Below are 20,568 nucleotides of genomic sequence, written 5' to 3' on the forward strand. Positions count from 1 at the left end.
TGGTGACAGTTCGGGCACCGAACCTTCAGCTTCGCCGCAACCACCCCTTCATCGCACAACTCACTGAGGAACACAAGAACTTGTGACTCATCGACCCCCGAACGCTTCGCTAAGCCCGACCGAGTGAATCGATTTTGCTCGGTCTGAAGCTCACTCAGGGATGTTTTCAAATCCCTGAAGTTTTTGTTGGGGATATCCTCCACTTTCTCTGAGAACATCATTGATGAGTTCCTCAATCTCGTTGAGTCGCCCTTCCCGTTCGTAGCTCCTGAACCAAATTTTGCTTTGGGGTCGATTCAGGTACAGCGCGAAGTCGCCGTCATTGAGCTTGACGTACCCCTTCGATATCTCACCATCTTCTTCGTTAAGCTCTTGCTGTACTTGGTCGTCCTCAAGCAAGTTCATGTAATCTCCGCTTTCGTCTTTCTTCGAGGTATACCGGACTGAACTTGCTGTCCGACCATCGCCTTCGTTCACAACAACGTTCAGGTTCACGTACTTCTCAATCTGGTCGCTGAACTCGTCAACGAACGCCTGATCGAAGGACGGTTTGTAGAACACGTCCTCATTATTGTAATCCATCCCAACCGAGGACGCGATCTTCCGACAAATCCGTCGGGCCAACGGAACCTCAGCCGTTCGGACGTGTACTAAGTCAGTGTCTTTGTTGATGACGGCCACGCACTCATCTGGTTTCAAGTCGCGCTGTGGCTTACCGGTAGATGGATCGACTGTCTTCATCGACACGTACCGGCCAAGGATGACGTACAGTCTGTTGTCGAATTCTTCGGTATCGACAAGGAATGGTTCGCCTTTCTGGTCTTGAACTTCTTCGGCTCGCGGGAATTCGCTGACGATACTCGCTGGGATGTCGTCGAATTCGTCGGAGATCCCTGTCAAGACGAAGAAGTTCAGGCTTTGTTTCCCTCCGAACCGGAATTGCTTCCGGAAGTCGTCGAATTCAACCTCATTGAGGACTTTGGCCACGTGCTCCTCAAGATCTCGATCTCCGTTGGGGTGTTCTTTGTCGTGGTTTCGGAGGAAGTCTCTGAGCGCCGTGTCGGCTATTTCTCGGTCTCGAATCCACTGCGTGCGTTCCTGGACGGTTTCCAGAGACCTTGGGATGGTTTCGCTACTCTCGCCAGCACCCATTTTCCTACTTATTGGGTGACATACTATATAAAATCACTCCACAAACGTACCGGGGTCTGCGTTCTATCACCGAATCACGCAGAAATCAGAACTCACCGAGAGTCTTATGCTCTGCTTCGTCCACCCAATCTTCGGGTACGGTCAGTCCTAGGTCTGTACTTATCGCTTCCCGAGGTCACCAGAACAAGGTATACAAACTGTTCTATAGCATCCTCACCAGCAGACCAATAGGAATCTGCTTATCTCTTGAACGGGATTTTATATACTCAGCCCTACCTGTATCTGGTAATGAGTGACTCGTCGGACGACTATACGCTTGAGGACGCCCAAGACGAAGTCGGAATTCTTCGACGTGTAACCGACGACGTCGTCGAAGCAATCCAGAACGCGGAGAGCGAAGACGTACTGGAGTTTTTGATTGAGGACGAAAAACTCGACGTGGTCCACGACGGAGAGCGTGGTCTGGGTCAGGTTCGACGTGCCGTACTTGAGTCGCGGTTGGCGTCAGATCGACTCAAGCGTGTCGTGAGTCTCCGCGGTGACGAAACACCTGAAGAGATACTCGTTCCGAACGACGTTGAGCGGAACGCGAAGGTCGCGCTGGAAGCGGGCAAGCCAGTCGTCCTGTATGGGCCGACCGGGACAGGGAAGACGACGTTTGCTAAGCAACTCGCTCGTGAAACCGGAATCGGATACACCCTCAACACTGCCACTCCCTCGTGGACGCCGTCGGACATCATCGGCGGCATCAGTCCGGACTACACCGGCGACTCGCTAAGCTACCGGACGAAACTTGGCTGCGTGTCCGAAGCCGTTCAGCGTGCTCGCCGGTTCGACGTCGAATACGGCGTCATCCTCGATGAGATTACGCGAGCGGACATATCGAAGATATTTGGTCCGCTGTACACTGCAATCGAGAACCCACACCAAACCATCTTTGAGACCGACGAAGGTGAGACTATTGAGCTGGACGAGCGGGTAAACATCATCTGTACGATGAACATGTCCGACCGGACGGTGAACGAACTCGATAACGCCATCACCCGCCGGTTCGCCATGATCGAGTTGGACGAATACGAGGAAGACAAGCGCAGACAGTTGTTCAAAGACTGGATCACCACGCACGTCACCGACCACACGGACCTCGGCGAAAGTGAGATCCTCCGCCTGTTCGAGCGGGACTACCAAGGGATCAATCACGGTCACGAATCGACGTCGCAGGGTTCGATTATGCGGTTTGGTCCGATGCACTACCGCGACGTTGCCGTCTTCCTTGGCGTCGGCTGCCGGGAAGGCGGCGAGTACGAGTACGATCAGACCGACGCGGTTGGACAGGCGTTCCGGACGTACATCGTCCCGCGGCTCCTGAACGCAGCCGCATTCCCGCAAATCGAGCGCATCGCGGAACACTACCGCGCGATGAACGGCGAGTTCGAGGAGTTCGATCTCGCGCCGGCAGCTGAACTCGCCGAACGGGAACTCGAACAGGAACGACGCCAGATGGGCTCCTACGAGTAATGAGTACGGTTGACGAAGTTTACGAGTACGGGCAGGACACCTTCAACGTCCCCGAACGCGGGGAGATCCGGATAGAGGGCTGTCCGTCGTCCATCGGGGATCAACTTCGTCGCGCGTCCTTCACACAGGAGAGCCCCGGCGTCTTCACGAAGAGTCAGGCGGCACTCGATGGCGAGCAAGAGTACGAAGTTGTCACGGTCACCGTAGACGGCGACGAAAACGAGGTACTCCACGTTGAGGCGACGGACATCATCGGCGTCGTGAGCCTCACGCCGTCGTCGAAGGTGCAGGTCGATCCGAAGATCGACTGGGAACACATCTTCGACATGCTCCTGGCCGTCTACGACCAGAACCGGTCTATCGAGTATCACGGAATCCCGCTGCAGGACTTCCTCTCCGACGACATCCATCTTGACGACGTGTTCGTGGTGCTGGCGATCAACTACCTGGATGGCTTGGAGACGATCCACCGGCAGGGGTACATCCGCGACTTGGTCATCCGCCGGCATGACAGTCTTGACGGACGGGGGGAGATCGACGTCGAACAAACGCTGTTGAACCACGGGCGCGGGACGTTGGAGCCACACTGGATCCGCAACGAGACCGAGTATGACAACGCTGCGAACTCGCTACTCCACTTCGCTGGAAAGACGCTCCTTCGACTCTTCCGACAGAACACCCACGAAAACGACCACCCTGCATACGATCGAATCTTCTCGGAAGTACACCGCGAGGTGGAGCGCCTGGAGAGTATGGGTGTCAGCAGCGGGTTGGACAGGATGGACGAGTATCGACGCCTCTCACTCAGCGACCTTCCAAAGCAGCGACGGTACTACCAGAAGGCGTTCGATGTTGCCAAGGCAGTGATGTCGTCGTCGCTCGGCCAGCAACTCCGTGATGGACCACGAGAGCTGGTCGTGGACTACGTCCTGAATATGGAGTCGCTGTTCGAGCAGTACTCTCAGGTCGTCATTGAGCGCGAACTCTCGTACATCAAGTCCTACGACCACCTCGGCGACCTCAACGACGTGACGCCCGTCCGGTCACCGTCCGTGAATCCGTTCGAGGGTGAAGGCCAGATCTACCACGAACCAGATCATGCGGTACAGGAGGGCGACGAAACGCTGGCGGTGCTGGACTCGAAATACTACGCAGAAGGCCACGATCCGGTGAAGGAATCGCCGTCCCGGTCGCGGTTGTTCAGCTACGCCTACCTTCTTCACTCTGATCGGCTCGCGTTCCTGTGTCCGCTGCTCGAACCGAAGCGTCGCCGCGTCGCCCAGACTGGAGCCGAACTGCAGATCGTCTCACCCGTGCAGGAGTTCACTCTGGACAGATACGGCGATGTCGTCCACGACTACCTACACGACGTCCTCGTCACGATATCACCCGAACTCGAAGCCTTCCGCGCTGTCGCGGAGAACCGGCTGTGCCTCGACGGCGTCGAAGAAACGGACCTGAGCGATGCGAAGTCGATGAGCGGCCCGTTCACCTTCAAGGACACACGGGACTTCTCGCTCCGCGTCCTCAAGGCTGCTGCCGACGAACACTCGTGGGAAGTCCGCAATCGGTATGACTTAGAACAGGACGGTGACTGGACGCGAGAGCAGATCGAAACGCGGTGTGAACAGCGCTACGAGCATACGACGACGTGCGTACCGGTGTTCTGTCGTGACCAGGGGCAAGAGTGGATCGACCTATACTTCCTAGGCGGCGGGGGAGACGTTGAGAAGGAAGGCCCATTGAAGCTCTTATAGAGATAGTATGTACCAAACACCGTACCAGTGGACGACCAATGAAGGAACGACACACGTCTTCTACGACAATAATCTGCCTCCGAGCGAAGGATTCGGCTGGGATAGTCTCTGTGATATAGAGAGAATTCCCATTGAAGGAGAGCACTTCGAACTCCAAGAGGATGTTACAGAGGAGTCGATAACGTGCGAACGTTGCCGTGACCAGCTCGGCAAATCGTATGTGGGTCTTGGAGACGACGATATCGCGGGTATTCGAAGTTGCTTGGTTAGAATTCGTCGGGATGGTGATGGGGTACTAATCGGGGCCCGTCGTCTCTGTCGGGGGAGACCTCTCCACTATGAAATCTCGTTCGAGCCTACGTCCTTTACTGGTGATCTTCAGACAGAGATGGACGAGGTTTGCGACGACTGCTGGCAGAACTACGTTGATCGTCAGTGGAGCGGCGACGTCGAAGGAGGAGAGCTTCAAGTCGAATGCTGGGTAGATGGTGAGAAAGAATCGTACTATGCAGCATCCGTTGAAGCAGTTAATACGGGCCCGAAAGCGAAGCTTCGACTGACCAGTGAGAACGGTCTCAAACAGGAACTTGCCAGAGAGGAGATCGACTCAATCACACTAACGCCAGCACAAATCGTGGACTACTGATTCCGTTAGTGGAGCAGTTTCTTCAGAGAGGCTATTGATTCCGTGGTTCAGAGCTTCTGGTCAGAACGGGGCCACGAGCCACTTGCCATCCTCTTTCCGTTCAAGTTGGGGGCCGAAAACCTGCTGGAGAGAGTGAAGTTCGTCCTCGTACCGGAGATCGTACGTTTTTCCACTTCGATGGAACGAACCTTCGACGATGAACTGCACTGTCGGACTTTGGTACTCTAAATCGTTTGCACGTCGATCCATCTCATGGGCCAACTCATTCGCCAGATCCTCATCCGCCAAGGCATCTGCGAGACCAACAACACTCACACTATCCGGAACATCGTCGTCTTGGAGTCGCTGTACAAACTCTTCCACAGGAATCTGATGCTCGAAGGTCTCATACGCACCTTCGATAACGAGATTGTAGCGTCCGGGTATCTGTCCGGGACCTGCCATTACGCATACAACGTCTCCGAAGGGACAAAAATGGATACGGTACCGTAGTTCCCAGTAGTTGCTAACGGGATTTCTATATTCAGATAGGTGTCTAAAGCTCAAACGACTGCGTTGGTAAGTAAATCTGCATGCTGTGGTATTCGATACCAAAGGTGAGAACAGCGGGTGGGGGCCTGGAAGATGCCACGAAAGCACTATCTCGGTGTAGTCTTGCTAATTTTGAGCAGACATGACCAGTCTTAGGTCATCGGGTTCCACAGTACCCCATCAGTTGGCGACGATGTCACGTCGCGTTCTAAGCCCACACATCTAAACCTGGTTGAGTGGAGCGCAACTCTACCCCCGTCTAAACGTAGAGCGGCCCGATGGTATACCGGGGGCTGAGCTTTATACGTGGCAGCAGGGTATAACGACATGTAATGGTAACAGCGAGCACATCTGGCCGCATCGACCAGCAAACCCGGGATGACATCTACTCATTCTATACGGAACACCTCCAGGAGATACGTGAGAAGTACGATGTCGCGTACGAGACTGAAGACATCGTCGTGATTACTGGTGCGAACGCTGAAATCAACGCTATCGCTGATTACTACGATGTCACGTACTCCGCAGTATGCAGTTTAATGCGCGAAGAATACCCCGAGCATCTCGGACGCAGTCTAAACACCTCGACAGAATACGGCACGCCACTCGTCATCCTCAAAACCGCGTAACAGGCGATATCCTCTCAAGTAACCCTGTTGAAACCCTAGTGGCCAGATGCTTTTTTCCCAACAAGTAGTTGAATAAATACACGATAGGAGCGTAGAGAGGTCTAAGGTGTTCTCAATCTACGATACGAACTGGACAGAAAGTGAAGCCGACGCGATCTTCTAAGAATATTCAGTCAGAATCAGGTCGTCCACATCAGCTGGTCGGATTCATCAGGTTTCGGTATCTCTGGATCTGAGTCAGCAAAACTCGACAAGAACGTCTGTTTCTTGCTTCTTGGAGGAAACACCGCGGAATCATTAATCATGATCTCTGTTGCTGGTGCAACTGTCGGATCAATCTCCTGCAACAGTCGGTAGGCATGTGGCGTAGTGAGTACCATCATACATTCACCACAGATCAACTCCGGATCTGACTTATCGAGATGAATTTGATATCTGGCGGATCCGTCACACCAACGGCACTCTGGTCTTCCACGTTTTAATCGTTCTATCAGTTCCTCTGACCTCATCCTCCGTTTGGCGATCATGTTCAGCTGACTATGTTCTTTTCTATGCAAATCGATTGTCGAACCTTGCCGCCGGAGGGTGTCGTGTAGGTGTTGTAACCACGGGTTTACTTGAGAGAGATCGTCTTTCTGAGATTGGAACTCGATCTTCTCAGTCACATTATGTAGTATCTCCTGCCGTTCTTCCCGTGTGATCGAGATTGTACTGTATGCCGGGACCTCTTCTACGATCAGAACTCTACGCTCCGTTGCTGCCATCAGCATCACCTCTCGTTATACAGTAGGAACTCACTGGTCGAACTCTTCGTAACCGGTAGATGGGGCCGGTACCCAACGACCGAATCCGGAATTGCACCGTTGAGTCGAAATGTGCTTTCGGTATCATACTCCGGAATAGGTGGAGTAACCAGGTGGGTAAAAACCTCTGCCCTGAGAACACCGTGATATCGCCTCTATAGAGGCTATACGGCCAATATTCGGATTGGGAGTCTGGGGAGTAGACTCACAGCACGACCATATCGCCGACTCACCTTAGACAGGCCATCAAACACTGGGTACGGCAAGCAACAGAAGCACTCCCAGCGAGAGTCTCGAAATGGTTTATCGAAAAGCGCCACCGGGAGTTGTCTTCGCGTCCAGCTTCGAGGTTCCTATTCTCCGTAGCTCGTGATGTCTCGATCCCCGAGCACGCGCGTGTACGTGTCGTCGCCGGTCACGTCGGCGAGCCGACCGGCGAGTTCGCGCAGGTCGTCATCTACGTCCCACTTTTCGACGTAGTTCTGGACCGCCTGGCCCTTCTCGTAGCGATACCGCAGGAACTGGAGCTTATCGAGGTTCGATAGGTGTTCGCCGCCGTCGCCGTTGACGCGCTCCTGAATGTAGGCCTGGCGCTTCTCGTTGTCCCAAGTGCCGAGTTCGAAGCCGTCGTCCTGGTTGTATAGGTGCGTCTCTTTCAGGTCCTCCGGCGTAGCGTTTGTCCCACGGCAGAGCTTGTTGACGTCATCGAAGGAGGGGTTCGACGTATCGAGCAGGTCGATGAACACGTCTTCGACGCCGATGTCGCTGGCCTCCTGAATAATGCCGTAGATCTCTTGGACGACCTCCTTCGCGCTCATGATCTCGCCGTCGCGCTGCACCTTTCCGTGGTGCTTGGAGTACTCGCGGAAACACGCGCCCATCTCCATCACACCGATGTCGCCACGGGAGAGGTCGCGGTTCTCTTCGAGTTGCTTGCGAGTGCGGCGGGCTGTGCGGTAGATGTCGCGGCGGAGGGAGTTCCACGATGCGGGTTTGGTGTCGTCGATAGGACGGGCGACGACGACAATGTCGAAGGAGACTGCCTCTCCCTTGATAAACTTGTTAATGTCCGCGGTGATCGGGTATGTCGCCGTCACTTCGAACCCAACATTACAAAGCGATTCAAGCAGTTCTCCCCAAGACTCCGAGTCACTATGATGGTATGTGAACGTGAGCGTGCCGTCTTTCTTGAGTGCACGCTTAATCACCGAGAATGCTTGGCCGAGTTCTGACTCAAAGTCTTCAGCGGTCTTATCCAAGTAAGGATTTGTGACGATGGACTCTTCACGAGGTGTTTGGTCATTGTCGAAGCCGGGGTACTCGTCTTTGAGGAGGATTTTCTGCCAGACGTAGAAGAAGTCCGAAACTTCGGAGTATATGATATTGTCGTAGTAGGGTGGATCTGTGATGACAGCGTCAAATTCGTTCTCATAGTTCATCTGTCGCATATCCCCTTGATGAACCTCAGCGTTCTCGCCGATGGGCGTTGAGAACTCTTCTGTTTCTAAAGTCTCATCCCCGTCTACATAACGTTCTGTAGGGGAAGAGGCGTATTTCACACCCTTGAGGACCATATCCCACATAGAAGTGAATGTACCAGTGCCATAGGCAGTCCCCCAGAGATTGTTCTCTATCGGCTCTTTCGGTGGAGTGAAAGAATTATTCTTGAATATATTAGTATTTTTATTATAATTTGGATTGTAGACATTCATCATCGTGTTATAATTCAAGCTCTCAGAGAACGTGAGAAGGAGGAATTCACGTAGGTTCCTATCTGAGATTTCACTGATGGATTTCAATAACCGAGATAGGCAAAGAAGTTGGCGCTCATTATACATATCTGTCCATTTTTCATACCTATGTTGGAACAGATCGTTTCCGGATACTGCAGAGGCAGCAGTTATCGCTCCTTCTGGGATTTGTTCATCGGGAACATAGTCTTGTAATCCATCCTGTTGCTCCCACTCTTTTCGCGCCTTATCTAACAACTTGTAGTCTGCATCGGTTGCAGACTTATAGGATTTGTAATCATTCCTTGGCTTTCCGTCATCCTCACATATTGCACAGTAGTATTCAACAGCATAGAGTTGTAGATCATATCCATTTTGTTCATCAATCGCGTCCACAATACTGTACTTCTGTCCACAGGCTGAGCAAGTGTACTTCCCTCCTCTGCTGGTATTCCCCTTTTTAGGAACCCAATTGTGGCCACAATTACTACATCTCGATTCCTGCTTGTAGTCCTCTACATAAACTACTTCTTCGCAACCAGGACAGAAAGCTGCGTCCTCATCATCGTGGTCATATCTGCCACTTGCGATTCTGAAATCGTTGAATAGCGGGACTGTGTGTCCACAAGAGACGCAATCCAACTCCTTTACCCAGAAATTATACATCACATCAGCGTCGTGGTCGCCGTTCGGACAGGGCGTCTTGTAGTACTGAGTGATTTCGTCGGCGACATCCTCTTTCACCTGCTCGAAGGCTTCCTCAAGTTCTTCGACGTCTGTCTGACCGGCTTCAAGTTCCTTCTTCGTGACGAACCACGCGACAGGGTTCAGGTCGTTTCCGACTACCTCTGCGCCAAAGCGAGAGGCCTCCACGAGTGACGTGCCGCCGCCCATGAACGGGTCGAGGATCTTCTTGTCCTCGACGCGAACGTCTTTGGGGTACAGCTCCCAGAGGCTCTCCGGATCAGTCATGTCCACGCGTTCGAGGAGTGACGCGATGTCGAGGTCAGACTCGCCGTCGGCGTCGTCGCCATAGTCCGCAAGCGTGCCGCCTTCGTGCCCCGGCTCATACACCGAAACCTTCTCCGGATCGTCCAGCAGCGTGTACAGAGAGACGGCGCGGAAAACACAGCCGAGGCGTCGCGCCCACCACTTGTGCATCGTGTAGATGGGACGGTAGTGCATCTTCGCCCGACCTTCCTTCGCCGCGATCTCGTTCACGCGCTCGATGGGGAACCCGCGTTCGATGGGGAGCTCGGTCCGCTCCTGCCGGTCCTGTGAAGATCCAGATTGTTCAGACATTATTCAGTATGTAGAAGCGATACGCCACGAGCCACATAAGTGTGCGTTCTTCGCAGTAACATCTCAGTGAAGCGAGCTTCGTTGGGTGTCTCGAAAGGAGACGGAACGTCGAAGAAGTTGCCTACTCGTCGTCAGAGACGAGCGTTTCGAGGTCAGTCACGTTCTGGATGGCGTCGGATGCCAAGTCATCGTGACCCGTCTCAATGGCGAAGCCGGCTGCCTCAGTCATTGCCTGGACAACCTGTTCTACGAACATTGAGTCACTCATGACGTACTCTCCAGCCACCTGTAGTGCTCGCCGACTCTCTGTCAGCGGTACTCCGACCACTTCTTCGATCTTAGCGATGATCTCTAGCGATTCGTCGATCTTCTTCGCGCGGTTGATCGTTTTTTCTGTCTGCATAGTGGGTTGGACCCGAACAACTACAACCGCCAGTCATTTTTAAAGGTAAGCCAGAGGGTGCGGAGGTGATTGATTTGGTACCCGGTCCCAAATCGCTACGATTCGGGAATCTCCAGAAATACGTTGTTTTGAGAGGTTAGAACGACTGTGCGTGACAAAAGAGGCGGACGAGAATACTCACAGAGTTCCGAAATGGCCCAGACCTATAACAGCGGTGCGAAGTGGTTCGACGCCAGAAACTGATGAGATCTCAATGAATTGTTTGTGAATACACGACGGAGCGGAGGTTCGGCCCAAAGACGTACCAACATAGGGGAGACCCCGGATTCGTTGGGAAATCTATAGACTCACTCGCGCGATGGTGACATCTTCCCGCCCTCACCTTCGGATTCGGGTGATGAGTTAGTCTTGGAACCATTTATACAACTCTCCACGGAACATTCGGTCATCGATGAAAGCAGACACCCTCGATCTAAAGGATATCTTTCGGAAGGACACTCGGTACGTCGTTCCACGGTTTCAGCGGCCGTACGTGTGGAAGGAGGAAGAACACTGGAAGCCGCTCTGGGAGGATCTCCAACTTGTCGTCAATGAACTGATGGATCGACAAGCAGGGGCGAGTAACCAAATCGAACGACAGGAAGCACAACAGGACACCTCCCCGCACTTCCTGGGAGCCATCGTCCTCGATCAGCAATCGACGCCGACGCAGAAGTTGGAGACGCGCGAGATCATCGACGGCCAGCAGCGCTTGATCACACTCCAAGTTCTGCTGTCCGCCGTGCATTCGGTGGCGACTGATCTCGGTCACGATGAGTCTGCGTCGTTGGTGGAGAAGCTGATGTACAACGACACAGATCTGACCACCACTGATACGGACCGGCTGAAGGTCTGGCCGATCGAAGCCGATCAGGACGCGTTCATCGACGTGCTAACCTTCTCGGACCCGGAATCGGAGCACTCCGAACTCGCCGGCGACGACAACTTGGAGGAGTGCTTCCGGTACTTCAGAGACGAAATTCGAGAGTGGGCAGAATCTGGAGACGAACCCATCGAAGAACATCTCGATGCGCTCGTCACGACGATGTGGCACCTGCTCCGTGTCGTCGTCATCGACCTCGAATCCAACGACGACGCACAGGTGATCTTCGAGACCCTGAATGCCCGCGGAACACCGCTACTCGCCGCCGACCTGATCAAGAACTACCTCTTCCGAGAGGCGACGATCCAGCAGGACGACCCCGGCGACCTCCACGACAAGTACTGGAAGCAATTCGACGAAGACGAATGGCGCGTCGATGTCTCGCAGGGACGGCTCGATCGCCCGAAAATAGACGTATTCATCATGCACTGGCTCACGATGGAGATGAGCCAGCAGGTCCGCGCGAAGAAGCTCTTCCCGGCGTTCCGGAAGTACCTCGATAGGACCGACAACTCGGTCGAAGAGATCGTGAAGGACATCGACTACTACGCGTCCATCTACGAGACCATTTCTGAACCCGACCGTGGGTCTCGGGAGGGGATCTTCTTCCACCGACTGGACATCCTCGATACGACGACGCCGTACCCGGTTCTCCTCTGGATCTTCGGCCACGAAGACATCCCGAAGGAACAGCGGGTGAAAGCCGTCGAAGCAATCGAGAGCTGGCTGATGCGTCGGATGCTCTCCCGACTGACGTCGAAGAACTACAACAAGGTCTTCATCGAGCTGCTGGACGAACTCAAGGAGCGAGATAGCGAGTACGTCGGCGACGTCGTCGTCGAATTCTTCCAGGGCAAAGAGGGTGAGAGCGACTACTGGCCCGGTGACGACAAGCTGACGGACTCGATGGTGAACAAGGAGTACTGGGCCGTCATCAACCAGCGACGCCTCAAAATGGTGTTTGCGGCCATCGAACGCGAGTTGCGTAACACCGGGTACAGCGAGACGGTAGAGTTCACACAGGATCTGGAGATCGAGCATATTCTCCCGCAGAAGTGGTCCACCCACTGGTCGCTCCCAGGAGACCGACCCGCTGAGGTAGAACGGATGGAACGTGACGATGCAAAGGACCGAATCGGGAACCTGACCATCCTCACTGATAAGCTAAACCCCTCTATTTCGAATGCAGCGTGGGACGATAAACGAGAGGCGGTTCAAGAGCACACTGTCCTACGGCTGAACAAGCACTTGGTTACGAATTGGCCTGACGAATGGAACGAAGACACGATTGCTGAACGTGGCGAGTGGCTCGCAAAGCAAGCGAGTGAGGTCTGGCCTGAACCGGGTTCAGAGTACTGGGGCAGATAGAAGCACACTAACACTGTTCGCCATCGATTGTTGAGTTAGGCGGCAATCGAACAGGCTATCCAGCGTGCTGAGGATGGGTCGATATGGCCGATTTGCTGGAAGTACGAGAAGATGGAGACTCCGTGATTTCTGGAACAGTAAGCAGAGATGAGCTTGAAGCGGAACTAACACCGCTGAACCCACGCAGTTTGTTCGATAGACGACTGAAGACCGTTCTGAGGGATATGCTGGATGAGGCAGACGGTGACGAAATTGTCGTCGAAGCCTTAGTCAGAAACGCGGACGCCGACCAGTAGAAGAAGCGGAACTACTTCTGGAAGGTGATCTCAATCTTCAGGCTTGACGCCTCCTCGGGCATCCGCTCGAACAGGTCTTGGACCTTCGTGTAGTCCTGTCCGGATCGCAGCGTCAGGCTGACTTGCGTCCGCTCAACGTCGGCGGTCCCCTGAAGAGCGCCGGGAACACCCTCGCGGTCGGGCAGCATGAACGTGACATCGCCGTAATCGACACTTCCCGTCTGGTGGTTGTTCCGCCACTTGCTCCGCATCGCGGCGACGTCGTCGCCGTTGTACTCGAAGCGCCACGTGGGTATCTCCGTGTCGGCCTTCCGGAACGGGTACCCGGGGACCCAGTCGGAGGCTTTCTCCGAGCCGGTCGTATTGACGACGTACTCGGGTTCTTCGTCCTTTCCGATGTTCTCCAGCAGGTACGTCCGCACCATGTACTCGGTAACACTGCTGTCGAACCGGTCGCCGACCTTGTTCACCGTGAACTGGTCTCCGGGTTCCAGATCCTCGATGTACTCCAGGATCTGGTCACCGATCCGCTCGGGAACGGTCGGGACGATCTTTACCGTCGTCGGGTCACGGTCTCCCAGCGATCCGAGGTACCGACCGCCGGCTTCCAAGACGTAGTCGTCTACGAGGAATTCGTTGACTGCCTCGCGGGCGACGGACTCGGTCTCGTCCGGCGGGAGGAACACCGACTCCTCGGCACGGATTTCGCCGATGATCGTGTCGAGGTTCGCGTAGCCGTCGTCGTCGATGTGCGTCTCGATGCGATCTACGAGGGACGATGCACCGACGACCTCCGCGCCGCCGACGTCGCGGAGCGTCGCGTCGGATTGGGGCTTATCGAGGATCTCGTTCCCTTTGACGATGACGTACTGTTCCTCACGAGCGAGCCGACCGATGGCCCGCATCACGACGTCGTGGCTGTCGCCGTCGATCCAGATTTCGCCGTCTTCGACGAGTTCCAGTTCTAAGTCACCGATATCGAGGGCGGTCGTTCCGCTCCCGAACCGTTGACGCAGTTCTTGTTCGACGTCATCGACGCCCCACACATCCACATCGTCTTGCTGGACGAGGACGGTGTCCAGCGAACTGCCGGAGAGGTCGTCGCGGAACCCACCGGTGTCACGGGCGAGCACCGGTTTGTCCGAGAGCGCTTTGACGGTCGCATTCAGCACGTCGTTCGCACTGCCGGGGATCGGGAGGTCCGGGTCGCGGAGGAACTGCTCGTAGATATCTTCGACCGAGATCTCTCCGCGACGTTCTAAGAGATCCTCAGCGATATCCCAGACGTGCGACTGGAGGTCGAATGGATCTGCGGACGCTGAGTCCGCGATGTTCGAGGCATTCAGCTCCGCCTCGTCGTGAACGTACACGTCAAGTTCCATGGGCGTCATCTGCTCCCAGTCGTTGAGCAGATCGTTCCCGTCAAGCACCTCACCGTACAGGAGTTGGAGTTCTTCACGGAGTTCGTTCTCCTCCTGCTCCCGCATTCCCTGGATCGACGCCCGAATTTCGTCATCGAGGGATTCGTCGGCGAGTACCTGCCGTGCGCCCTCGATGTACCGCGCCTTGTCGATATACCGTGTCCCCGACTCGATGGCTTTGTCGCCCGAGGGTTGGACGAACACGAGCGTGTTACGCCACTCCCGGCCACGACCGTCGTTCGTGATGACCTTCTCGACCTCCTCGTTCGTCCACTGGTCGTCCTTCACGACGACCTTGACCTCACGGTCGTCCGGGATGTCCCGCATATCGTTCGTCCGGAATCCGACCGGATGCGCGTTCGACCCGAAGATATCGGTGATGAAGTCCGCGACTTCAGCCTTCGCCGACGTCTCGGAGACGTCTACGGCCGCGTTCCGGATGAGCGCGTTCGGGTTCTGCCGGTCGCGGATCGCGTACTTTCCGTTCAGCTTGTGGAGATGCCACGCGACACCGTGGAGACGTTCGAGGTTGAGGACAACGTCTGAGACGAGATCGCCTGTCTGGTAGGCACCCATGACGATCTCCGAGACCTCCGCGCCCTCGCCCTCGCTCGGCTTCAGCGAGTACAGGAGGATCGTGTTCAGAATACGTCGGCCGTGGGGAACATCGTCTTCATCGATGCGGCTTTTGATGTCGCCCGTCGCCGCGTTCAACCGCTCGTAGTTGATCTTCGCCAGCTCGTCCTCAAACTCGATAGCGTCGATATCACCGTGCGTGATCAGATCCGTCTGATCCTGCATCTCCAAGAGAACCTTCGAGAAGAGGTAGATCATCCCCCGCGTGTTCTGGTTATCCTCGTCAGCGTAGTACCGCGTCTCAAGCGCGTCCAGAAGCACGGGATGGAATGGATAGAGATCGTGCATCTCCGACAGCAGATCATCGGGAATGGAGACGTGATCGGACTGGTCGTACGCGTCGTAGTACCCATTGACGATTTCGCGGGCGGCGTTCTCGTTCACTGAATCGATCAGGCGGTGACGCAGGACCTCGCGTTTGTCCACCTGATTATTCATGTTGACCTCGACCGCCTGTTCCCGGTTCAGGATGTCGTGGACCTCGGAGCCCTCACGGAGGACAGAGACGATAGTGTATAGTTCGAGATCGGAGAGCGCCGTCGATTCGAGGAGCGACTGGAGGAAGGCTTTGTTCGCACTTTTCCGGTTGCCCTGGAGTGTATCGAACCAGTCCTCCAGTTCGTCCACGAAGAACGCGACCGTGTCGTCGCCGACGGCGTCCTGAATCGTCTGCATATCGGGATACCCGCCCGAACTGAACGTTCCAGGATCGTAATCGAGCGCCTCGAAGAACGGTTCCCAGAGATACTCATACTGCTCGTTCTGCATAGCGACTGTGACCGGCGTCGCCGACTCGGGAAGTGCCGTGTCGAAGCCTTCGACCGAGTCGCTTGCCCACGTACCTGCTGCGTCGGGGTCGTCGAAGCAGTGGTACAGCGCCACCATCTGGTGGGACTTCCCACTGCCGTACGGACCGTAGAGAATGTGCGTCCCGCGCGGGTCACCGCCCGTGAGCGAATCACGGAGAATCGAAAGCGCCTCACGGAGCCCCTGGGTCATCAGGGTTCGCTCAAAGAAGAGTTCCGCGTCTGACTCGAACTCGTCATCGTCATCCACGTTGTAGAGCTTCACCTGGCCATCGATCTGCCCCTCTTCCCGAAGCTCACGGCTGAGAGTTACCGTGTCTTCGAGGGTGTTCGACAAGGATCCTGTCTGTGCCATCTTGATACTTAAACACACCTCTTGGACACCCAATAAACACTATGGTCCTGCGAACATCTCCTTCTCAGGACCAACCAGACGTGCTCGCCTGCTTCGGTCGGTCACAAAACGTATTTCACGCGAACCTGTCTCTACGAGACTATGGGAAGTTACGACCTCGTTGATGTTGAGGTCACAAACGAGTCTGCGGATGATCTTCTCGATTCATTGTCTGAGGATGGTGCAGAGGAGGATCATTTACAGAGCATCCAAGCTGTTCGTCTCCAAGCGGGCCAGCCGGACTCCGAACTTCGGTCGCTGAAAGAGTTGGACGAAAACTCCGTCAAGCTACTGGAACATCAGGTGGACGCAGCCTATCGGGCCCTCTTCGAAATGGACGGGAAGGCCCTTCTCGCTGACGAGGTCGGGCTGGGGAAGACCATCGAAGTTGGGATGATTCTCAAGGAGATGCACTTTCGAGAGACGGACGAGTCGGTCCTCATTCTCACGCCTGCGCAGCTGGCGAAACAGTGGCAGGCTGAACTCCGTGAGAAGTTCGGCCTTGAATTCGTCTGCAACTACGACGATGAATTCGAGGACTTCGACACACATGACTACATCATTGCGAGCATCGACACCGCGAAGAGTGAGAGACACCGTCAGACGGTTCTCGACCGTGACTGGGACGTTCTGGTTCTTGACGAGGCGCACTACGTCAAGAACGAAGAGACGGATCGATACGACTTGATCGACCGACTTTCGTATAATTACGCGTTCTTCCTCACGGCGACGCCGATCCAGAACGAACTGACGGACCTGTATAACGTCGTCTCGCTTCTCCGTCCCGGACTATTCGGTACACGCGACGTCTTCCACCAGTACTTCGTGAACAGTAATCAGGAGACGCTGGTGAACCGAGACGAACTTCAGGACCGCCTGAACAGAGTCATGATCCGGAACCGACGGGAGGACACGGACATCGACTTCACCGACCGGACTATCGACACACGGACGTTCGATCCAACTCCGAAGGAACGTGAACTCTATCAGGCGGTCTCTGACTATGTGAAAGGTGCCTACAGCCAAGACCAGGGCCAGAAGCTTGTACTGATGCTCTTACAGAAGGAGGTCGTCAGCAGCCCGGTCGCGCTCAAGCAGACTATCGAGAAGCGACTCTACGACCAGTCGGAGCTCACGCACGCGGACGAACTGGAGTCCATCTTAGATCTGATTGATGAGATCGATACGGTGACCAAACAGGAACGACTCCTGGACATTGTCGAAGAAGCCCGTGACAACGTCGAGATGGGGAGAGTCATCGTCTTCACGCAGTTCCGAGCAACTCAACAGCAGATTCTCGATAGGCTCACTACGGAGGGGTACACGGTACACGCGTTTCACGGTGGACACTCCAGTAGCGAGAAGGAACAAATCATTGAGGACTTCGAGGATGAGGGTGGGATCCTCGTTTCAACCGACTCAATGAGTGAAGGCCGTAACTTACAGTTTTGTAACATATTAGTAAATTTAGACTTGCCGTGGAACCCGATGCGCGTCGAACAACGTATTGGACGCGTACATCGAATCGGGCAGAAACGAGACGTATTCATCTTTAACATGGCATTGAAAGATACGGTCGAAGAGTACGTTTTAGAACGGCTCTACCACAAAATCAACCTGTTCCAACAGAGCGTGGGCGAGCTAAGCTCAATCTTGAGTCGGTTAGAAGAGTCCGGTACGAGCTTTGAGGACCAGATTTTCGAGCGACTGGTTAATGCTGGTTCAGAGGTCGATCTGGAGAACGATTTCGATGCGATGGCCGTTGATCTGCAGGAACAACGTGAACTTGCGGATAAACTGGAGGAGTTCAACAACGGAGTCTTCGAAGGATTCGACCTGGGGGAAAGCGATGACTGAGGCAGCACTCGCGGTCACGCAGTCTCTCGTTGAGAGATTCACCGAGAACTACTTGGAGTCACTCGGTGGCACCATTGAGAAACGAGGGGACACCTGGGAAGTTACGATACCAGACAATGAGGATACGGAATTGCCGGCGGGAAGCCTATCGTTGCTTTGTGGCGCAGACAGAGACGAAGATGCTACTGGAGAGTCTCTTCATCCAGAGAGTGAGTTTTTTCAGCGGATTCTCAGAGAGGCAACTGAGCGTCGCCCTACCGGGAAACTATCGATAGAAGCCGATCAGGATGACGTGGAAATCCCACAGTGGATCAAAGAAGGCGACGTCGAAGCCAGGGAGGCACAGTTCACTCCGTATTACGACCGCACAGCGATTGTGGTCCTCTTCGAGGTGAGTATCGAAACCGTCAGTGAGTACCAACAAGAGCTCCTTCGCGCCATCGCTATCGACCATCGCTCGGAACAGAGACTTCCAGCGTTGGAAGAGACGTTCCTTCATATGACGTCGATAACCACGAACGGCTCTCCCACTACCACGCAATCGTCATTGGCGGAGACAGACGCACGATCACTGCTTAACACAGCCCAGGATCAGCTGATGAAGAGCATCCAGAACGAGATTGAGGAGGTCCATAATGAGGCATCCAGAGCAGCGGACGCAGAGGTCGAAGAGTACCGCCAACTGCAACAACAACGGATCCAAGAGCTGGAGGAGGAACGTTCTAAGCTGTCCTCGAAGATCGATGAGCTGAGTGAAGCGATCAATGGCAGTGATCAGGACGATCGCGTGGCGATACTGAAGAAGCGGAAAGAGGCAAAATCTGAGTATGAAGAGGTCGATTCGGAATTGAGTACTCTGCACGAACGACGAGACCAGGGGTTTCCCCAGAAGCAGGAAGAGATCCGAAAGCGGCATGCGTTGGATATTCGAGTGGCTCCCCTCACGGTAACACAGGTAGAGTACGAACGGGGAGAGATCGATATCGAACTGGCTGAGCAGGGAGTTTCCCGAACGGTGACGCTCGGATATGGGAGCGGGATCGGGACTATGGACACCGTCCAGTGTTCTTCATGTGATAGTGTGTTGAGTGTAGAGAATCCACTGAATACCATCAAAGACTCTCTTCGGTGTAGAGCCTGCAGTACTTCTAACGACTAGAGTCGGTACAGCAAAAATCATCGAATTCATCGACAAACGGAGACCTCTCAGCGAATCTTAAGCATCGTCTCCCATGAGAATTAACTCATCGCCCTCGATCTTTAGTAGGTCCTCATTCTCCAGATCGTGGCGTTTCACCCTTTTCACATCAACTCCCAGTGTTTCCCGATCTTGGTTGTATTCATATCCTGGTGAGGACTCAGCGATTTCTCGCATCAATTGCCGGATCGTACTTTTCCGTATTTGACCTTTGAATAGGTCAACTGCATCGGGAATGCTGAAGGCCGCTTTTATTGAGGTGTTATCATCGGAGCGGTACGCAGCAACCTTGATAGCTAGCCGCTTGTCATCTCGATCCATAAGCATCAACGGCTTTTTAGTCGGATCTCGTGGATCCGTGAGGTCTAACCCTTCCGGATTAACGTATAACTTTGAGTTATTCGGATGCCACGTGAAATCCAATTCATCAAGCACTCTGGGGAGATACTGCTCACGAGTGTAGTCGCTAGCACTGATACCTTTGGCAGCCTCGATAGCCTGATCGAGATCATCGAGAGTGAATCCTCCCTCTTTAGGTCGTCCGAGTTCGTTAACGATCGTGTTGGTACGACGTTCTTTCGCCCCCATCGAATTATCGATGTCCGGTTGAGACTCCTCTGAGATCCTCTGAAGCTTCTGTGTTACCCGTTCGATTACGCTACCGTCGGTGATGTATCCGTACATAATCGCCTCTGCTAGTTCACCGGCGGAACGATAATCCTCTTGAGAAGCCGATATCAGGGCTGTGCGAACGTTTTCTGCGATTCGGTGGGAAGCAACGACTGTCTCTCCTCGATTAACCTCACGAGTTTTTTCTTTGCTTTCTGAACCACCCAAGGTGTCCGTGAGGTCATCAACTGCGTCTTGCAGATCTGCGAGTTCTCCCTGGTTGAGGAAGTATCGGAACTCCCGTTCCAACTCGATACCGGCATATGGCCGGCACTTTCCGAACTTGGCCTTGATTGCGTTGTTGAAATTCCGTTTCACGTCTTCGTCGATACGGAGATTCAATCTCACGCGATTGGTCTCACCGCTCACACAGACCACCCCGCATCAAACTGCGGGAACCAACTGACGATGATCTGATAGATACGATGATGATGTATGCAATTGGTTACAGACAGTAGTAGTGTCTGTAGTACTTCGGCAACGTGGTCGGTCAGCTGCTCTCGTAGATCGGCGTCATGAGTGGTTCTAGC

At 54.4% G+C, this 20,568-nt stretch carries 15 protein-coding genes; 8 read left to right on the forward strand and 7 right to left on the reverse strand.

The window, feature by feature from the left end:
• Positions 1-150: 150 nt before the first annotated feature.
• Positions 151-1,152 carry a hypothetical protein gene (locus tag SM754_RS17200; RefSeq protein WP_098724004.1) on the reverse strand — a complete coding sequence of 334 codons (1,002 nt, stop codon included), beginning with the start codon at positions 1,150-1,152 and terminating at the stop codon, positions 151-153.
• A gap of 288 nt (positions 1,153-1,440) precedes the next feature.
• Here SM754_RS17200 and SM754_RS17205 point away from each other — a divergent pair, with 288 nt between their 5' ends.
• The 3 genes from SM754_RS17205 to SM754_RS17215 are packed head-to-tail and all read left to right on the forward strand — an operon-like array spanning position 1,441 to position 5,073.
• The gene (locus tag SM754_RS17205; protein ID WP_098724002.1) at positions 1,441-2,670 is read left to right on the forward strand and encodes an AAA family ATPase; all 1,230 of its coding nucleotides are present in this window, start codon (positions 1,441-1,443) and stop codon (positions 2,668-2,670) included.
• Positions 2,670-4,427: a 5-methylcytosine restriction system specificity protein McrC gene (locus SM754_RS17210; RefSeq protein ID WP_323677393.1), complete on the forward strand. Its 1,758-nt coding sequence runs from the start codon at positions 2,670-2,672 to the stop codon at positions 4,425-4,427. The genes SM754_RS17205 and SM754_RS17210 overlap by 1 nt, the downstream gene beginning before the upstream one ends.
• Before the next feature lie 7 nt (positions 4,428-4,434).
• A complete protein-coding gene (locus tag SM754_RS17215; RefSeq protein ID WP_323677394.1) occupies positions 4,435-5,073 on the forward strand; it encodes a hypothetical protein in 639 nt (212 codons plus the stop codon).
• 60 nt (positions 5,074-5,133) lie between these two features.
• Here SM754_RS17215 and SM754_RS17220 read toward each other — a convergent pair whose 3' ends face one another.
• Positions 5,134-5,517, reverse strand: coding sequence for a DUF8076 family protein (locus tag SM754_RS17220; protein ID WP_323677395.1), 384 nt, complete (start codon positions 5,515-5,517; stop codon positions 5,134-5,136).
• Positions 5,518-5,936: 419 nt separating this feature from the next.
• On the opposite strand from SM754_RS17220, the gene SM754_RS17225 reads away from it, so the two are divergent.
• Positions 5,937-6,233, forward strand: a complete 297-nt coding sequence (locus SM754_RS17225) for a hypothetical protein (protein ID WP_323677396.1) — start codon at positions 5,937-5,939, stop codon at positions 6,231-6,233.
• 179 nt (positions 6,234-6,412) lie between these two features.
• Here SM754_RS17225 and SM754_RS17230 read toward each other — a convergent pair whose 3' ends face one another.
• From SM754_RS17230 to SM754_RS17240, 3 genes are all read right to left on the reverse strand, one after another.
• Positions 6,413-6,997 (reverse strand): hypothetical protein, encoded by a 585-nt coding sequence (locus tag SM754_RS17230; RefSeq protein WP_323677397.1) that lies wholly within the window; start codon positions 6,995-6,997, stop codon positions 6,413-6,415.
• Between the two features lie 392 nt (positions 6,998-7,389).
• On the reverse strand, positions 7,390-10,068 hold the full coding sequence (locus SM754_RS17235; protein ID WP_323677398.1) for a DUF1156 domain-containing protein: 2,679 nt from the start codon (positions 10,066-10,068) through the stop codon (positions 7,390-7,392).
• Between the two features lie 121 nt (positions 10,069-10,189).
• The gene (locus SM754_RS17240) at positions 10,190-10,471 is read right to left on the reverse strand and encodes a hypothetical protein (protein ID WP_248655470.1); all 282 of its coding nucleotides are present in this window, start codon (positions 10,469-10,471) and stop codon (positions 10,190-10,192) included.
• 451 nt (positions 10,472-10,922) lie between these two features.
• Between SM754_RS17240 and SM754_RS17245 the strand changes: the two genes are divergently transcribed.
• Positions 10,923-12,761 (forward strand): DUF262 domain-containing protein, encoded by a 1,839-nt coding sequence (locus tag SM754_RS17245; RefSeq protein WP_323677399.1) that lies wholly within the window; start codon positions 10,923-10,925, stop codon positions 12,759-12,761.
• An 83-nt stretch (positions 12,762-12,844) separates the two neighbouring features.
• Complete coding sequence (locus tag SM754_RS17250) at positions 12,845-13,057, forward strand: hypothetical protein (RefSeq protein WP_135829422.1); 213 nt, start codon at positions 12,845-12,847, stop codon at positions 13,055-13,057.
• 11 nt (positions 13,058-13,068) lie between these two features.
• Here SM754_RS17250 and SM754_RS17255 read toward each other — a convergent pair whose 3' ends face one another.
• The gene (locus SM754_RS17255) at positions 13,069-16,275 is read right to left on the reverse strand and encodes a DUF499 family protein (protein WP_501993817.1); all 3,207 of its coding nucleotides are present in this window, start codon (positions 16,273-16,275) and stop codon (positions 13,069-13,071) included.
• A 141-nt stretch (positions 16,276-16,416) separates the two neighbouring features.
• Here SM754_RS17255 and SM754_RS17260 point away from each other — a divergent pair, with 141 nt between their 5' ends.
• Both SM754_RS17260 and SM754_RS17265 read left to right on the forward strand, forming a co-directional pair.
• On the forward strand, positions 16,417-18,171 hold the full coding sequence (locus tag SM754_RS17260) for a DEAD/DEAH box helicase (RefSeq protein ID WP_323677401.1): 1,755 nt from the start codon (positions 16,417-16,419) through the stop codon (positions 18,169-18,171).
• Positions 18,164-19,330 (forward strand): hypothetical protein, encoded by a 1,167-nt coding sequence (locus tag SM754_RS17265; protein ID WP_323677402.1) that lies wholly within the window; start codon positions 18,164-18,166, stop codon positions 19,328-19,330. Before SM754_RS17260 ends, SM754_RS17265 begins: the two co-directional genes overlap by 8 nt.
• Before the next feature lie 57 nt (positions 19,331-19,387).
• On the opposite strand, the gene SM754_RS17270 is transcribed toward SM754_RS17265, so the two are convergent.
• Complete coding sequence (locus SM754_RS17270; protein ID WP_323677403.1) at positions 19,388-20,407, reverse strand: hypothetical protein; 1,020 nt, start codon at positions 20,405-20,407, stop codon at positions 19,388-19,390.
• Positions 20,408-20,568 lie beyond the last annotated feature (161 nt).

The sequence above is a fragment of the Halorubellus amylolyticus genome (assembly GCF_034808145.1).
Classification (GTDB): Archaea; Halobacteriota; Halobacteria; order Halobacteriales; family Natrialbaceae; genus Halorubellus.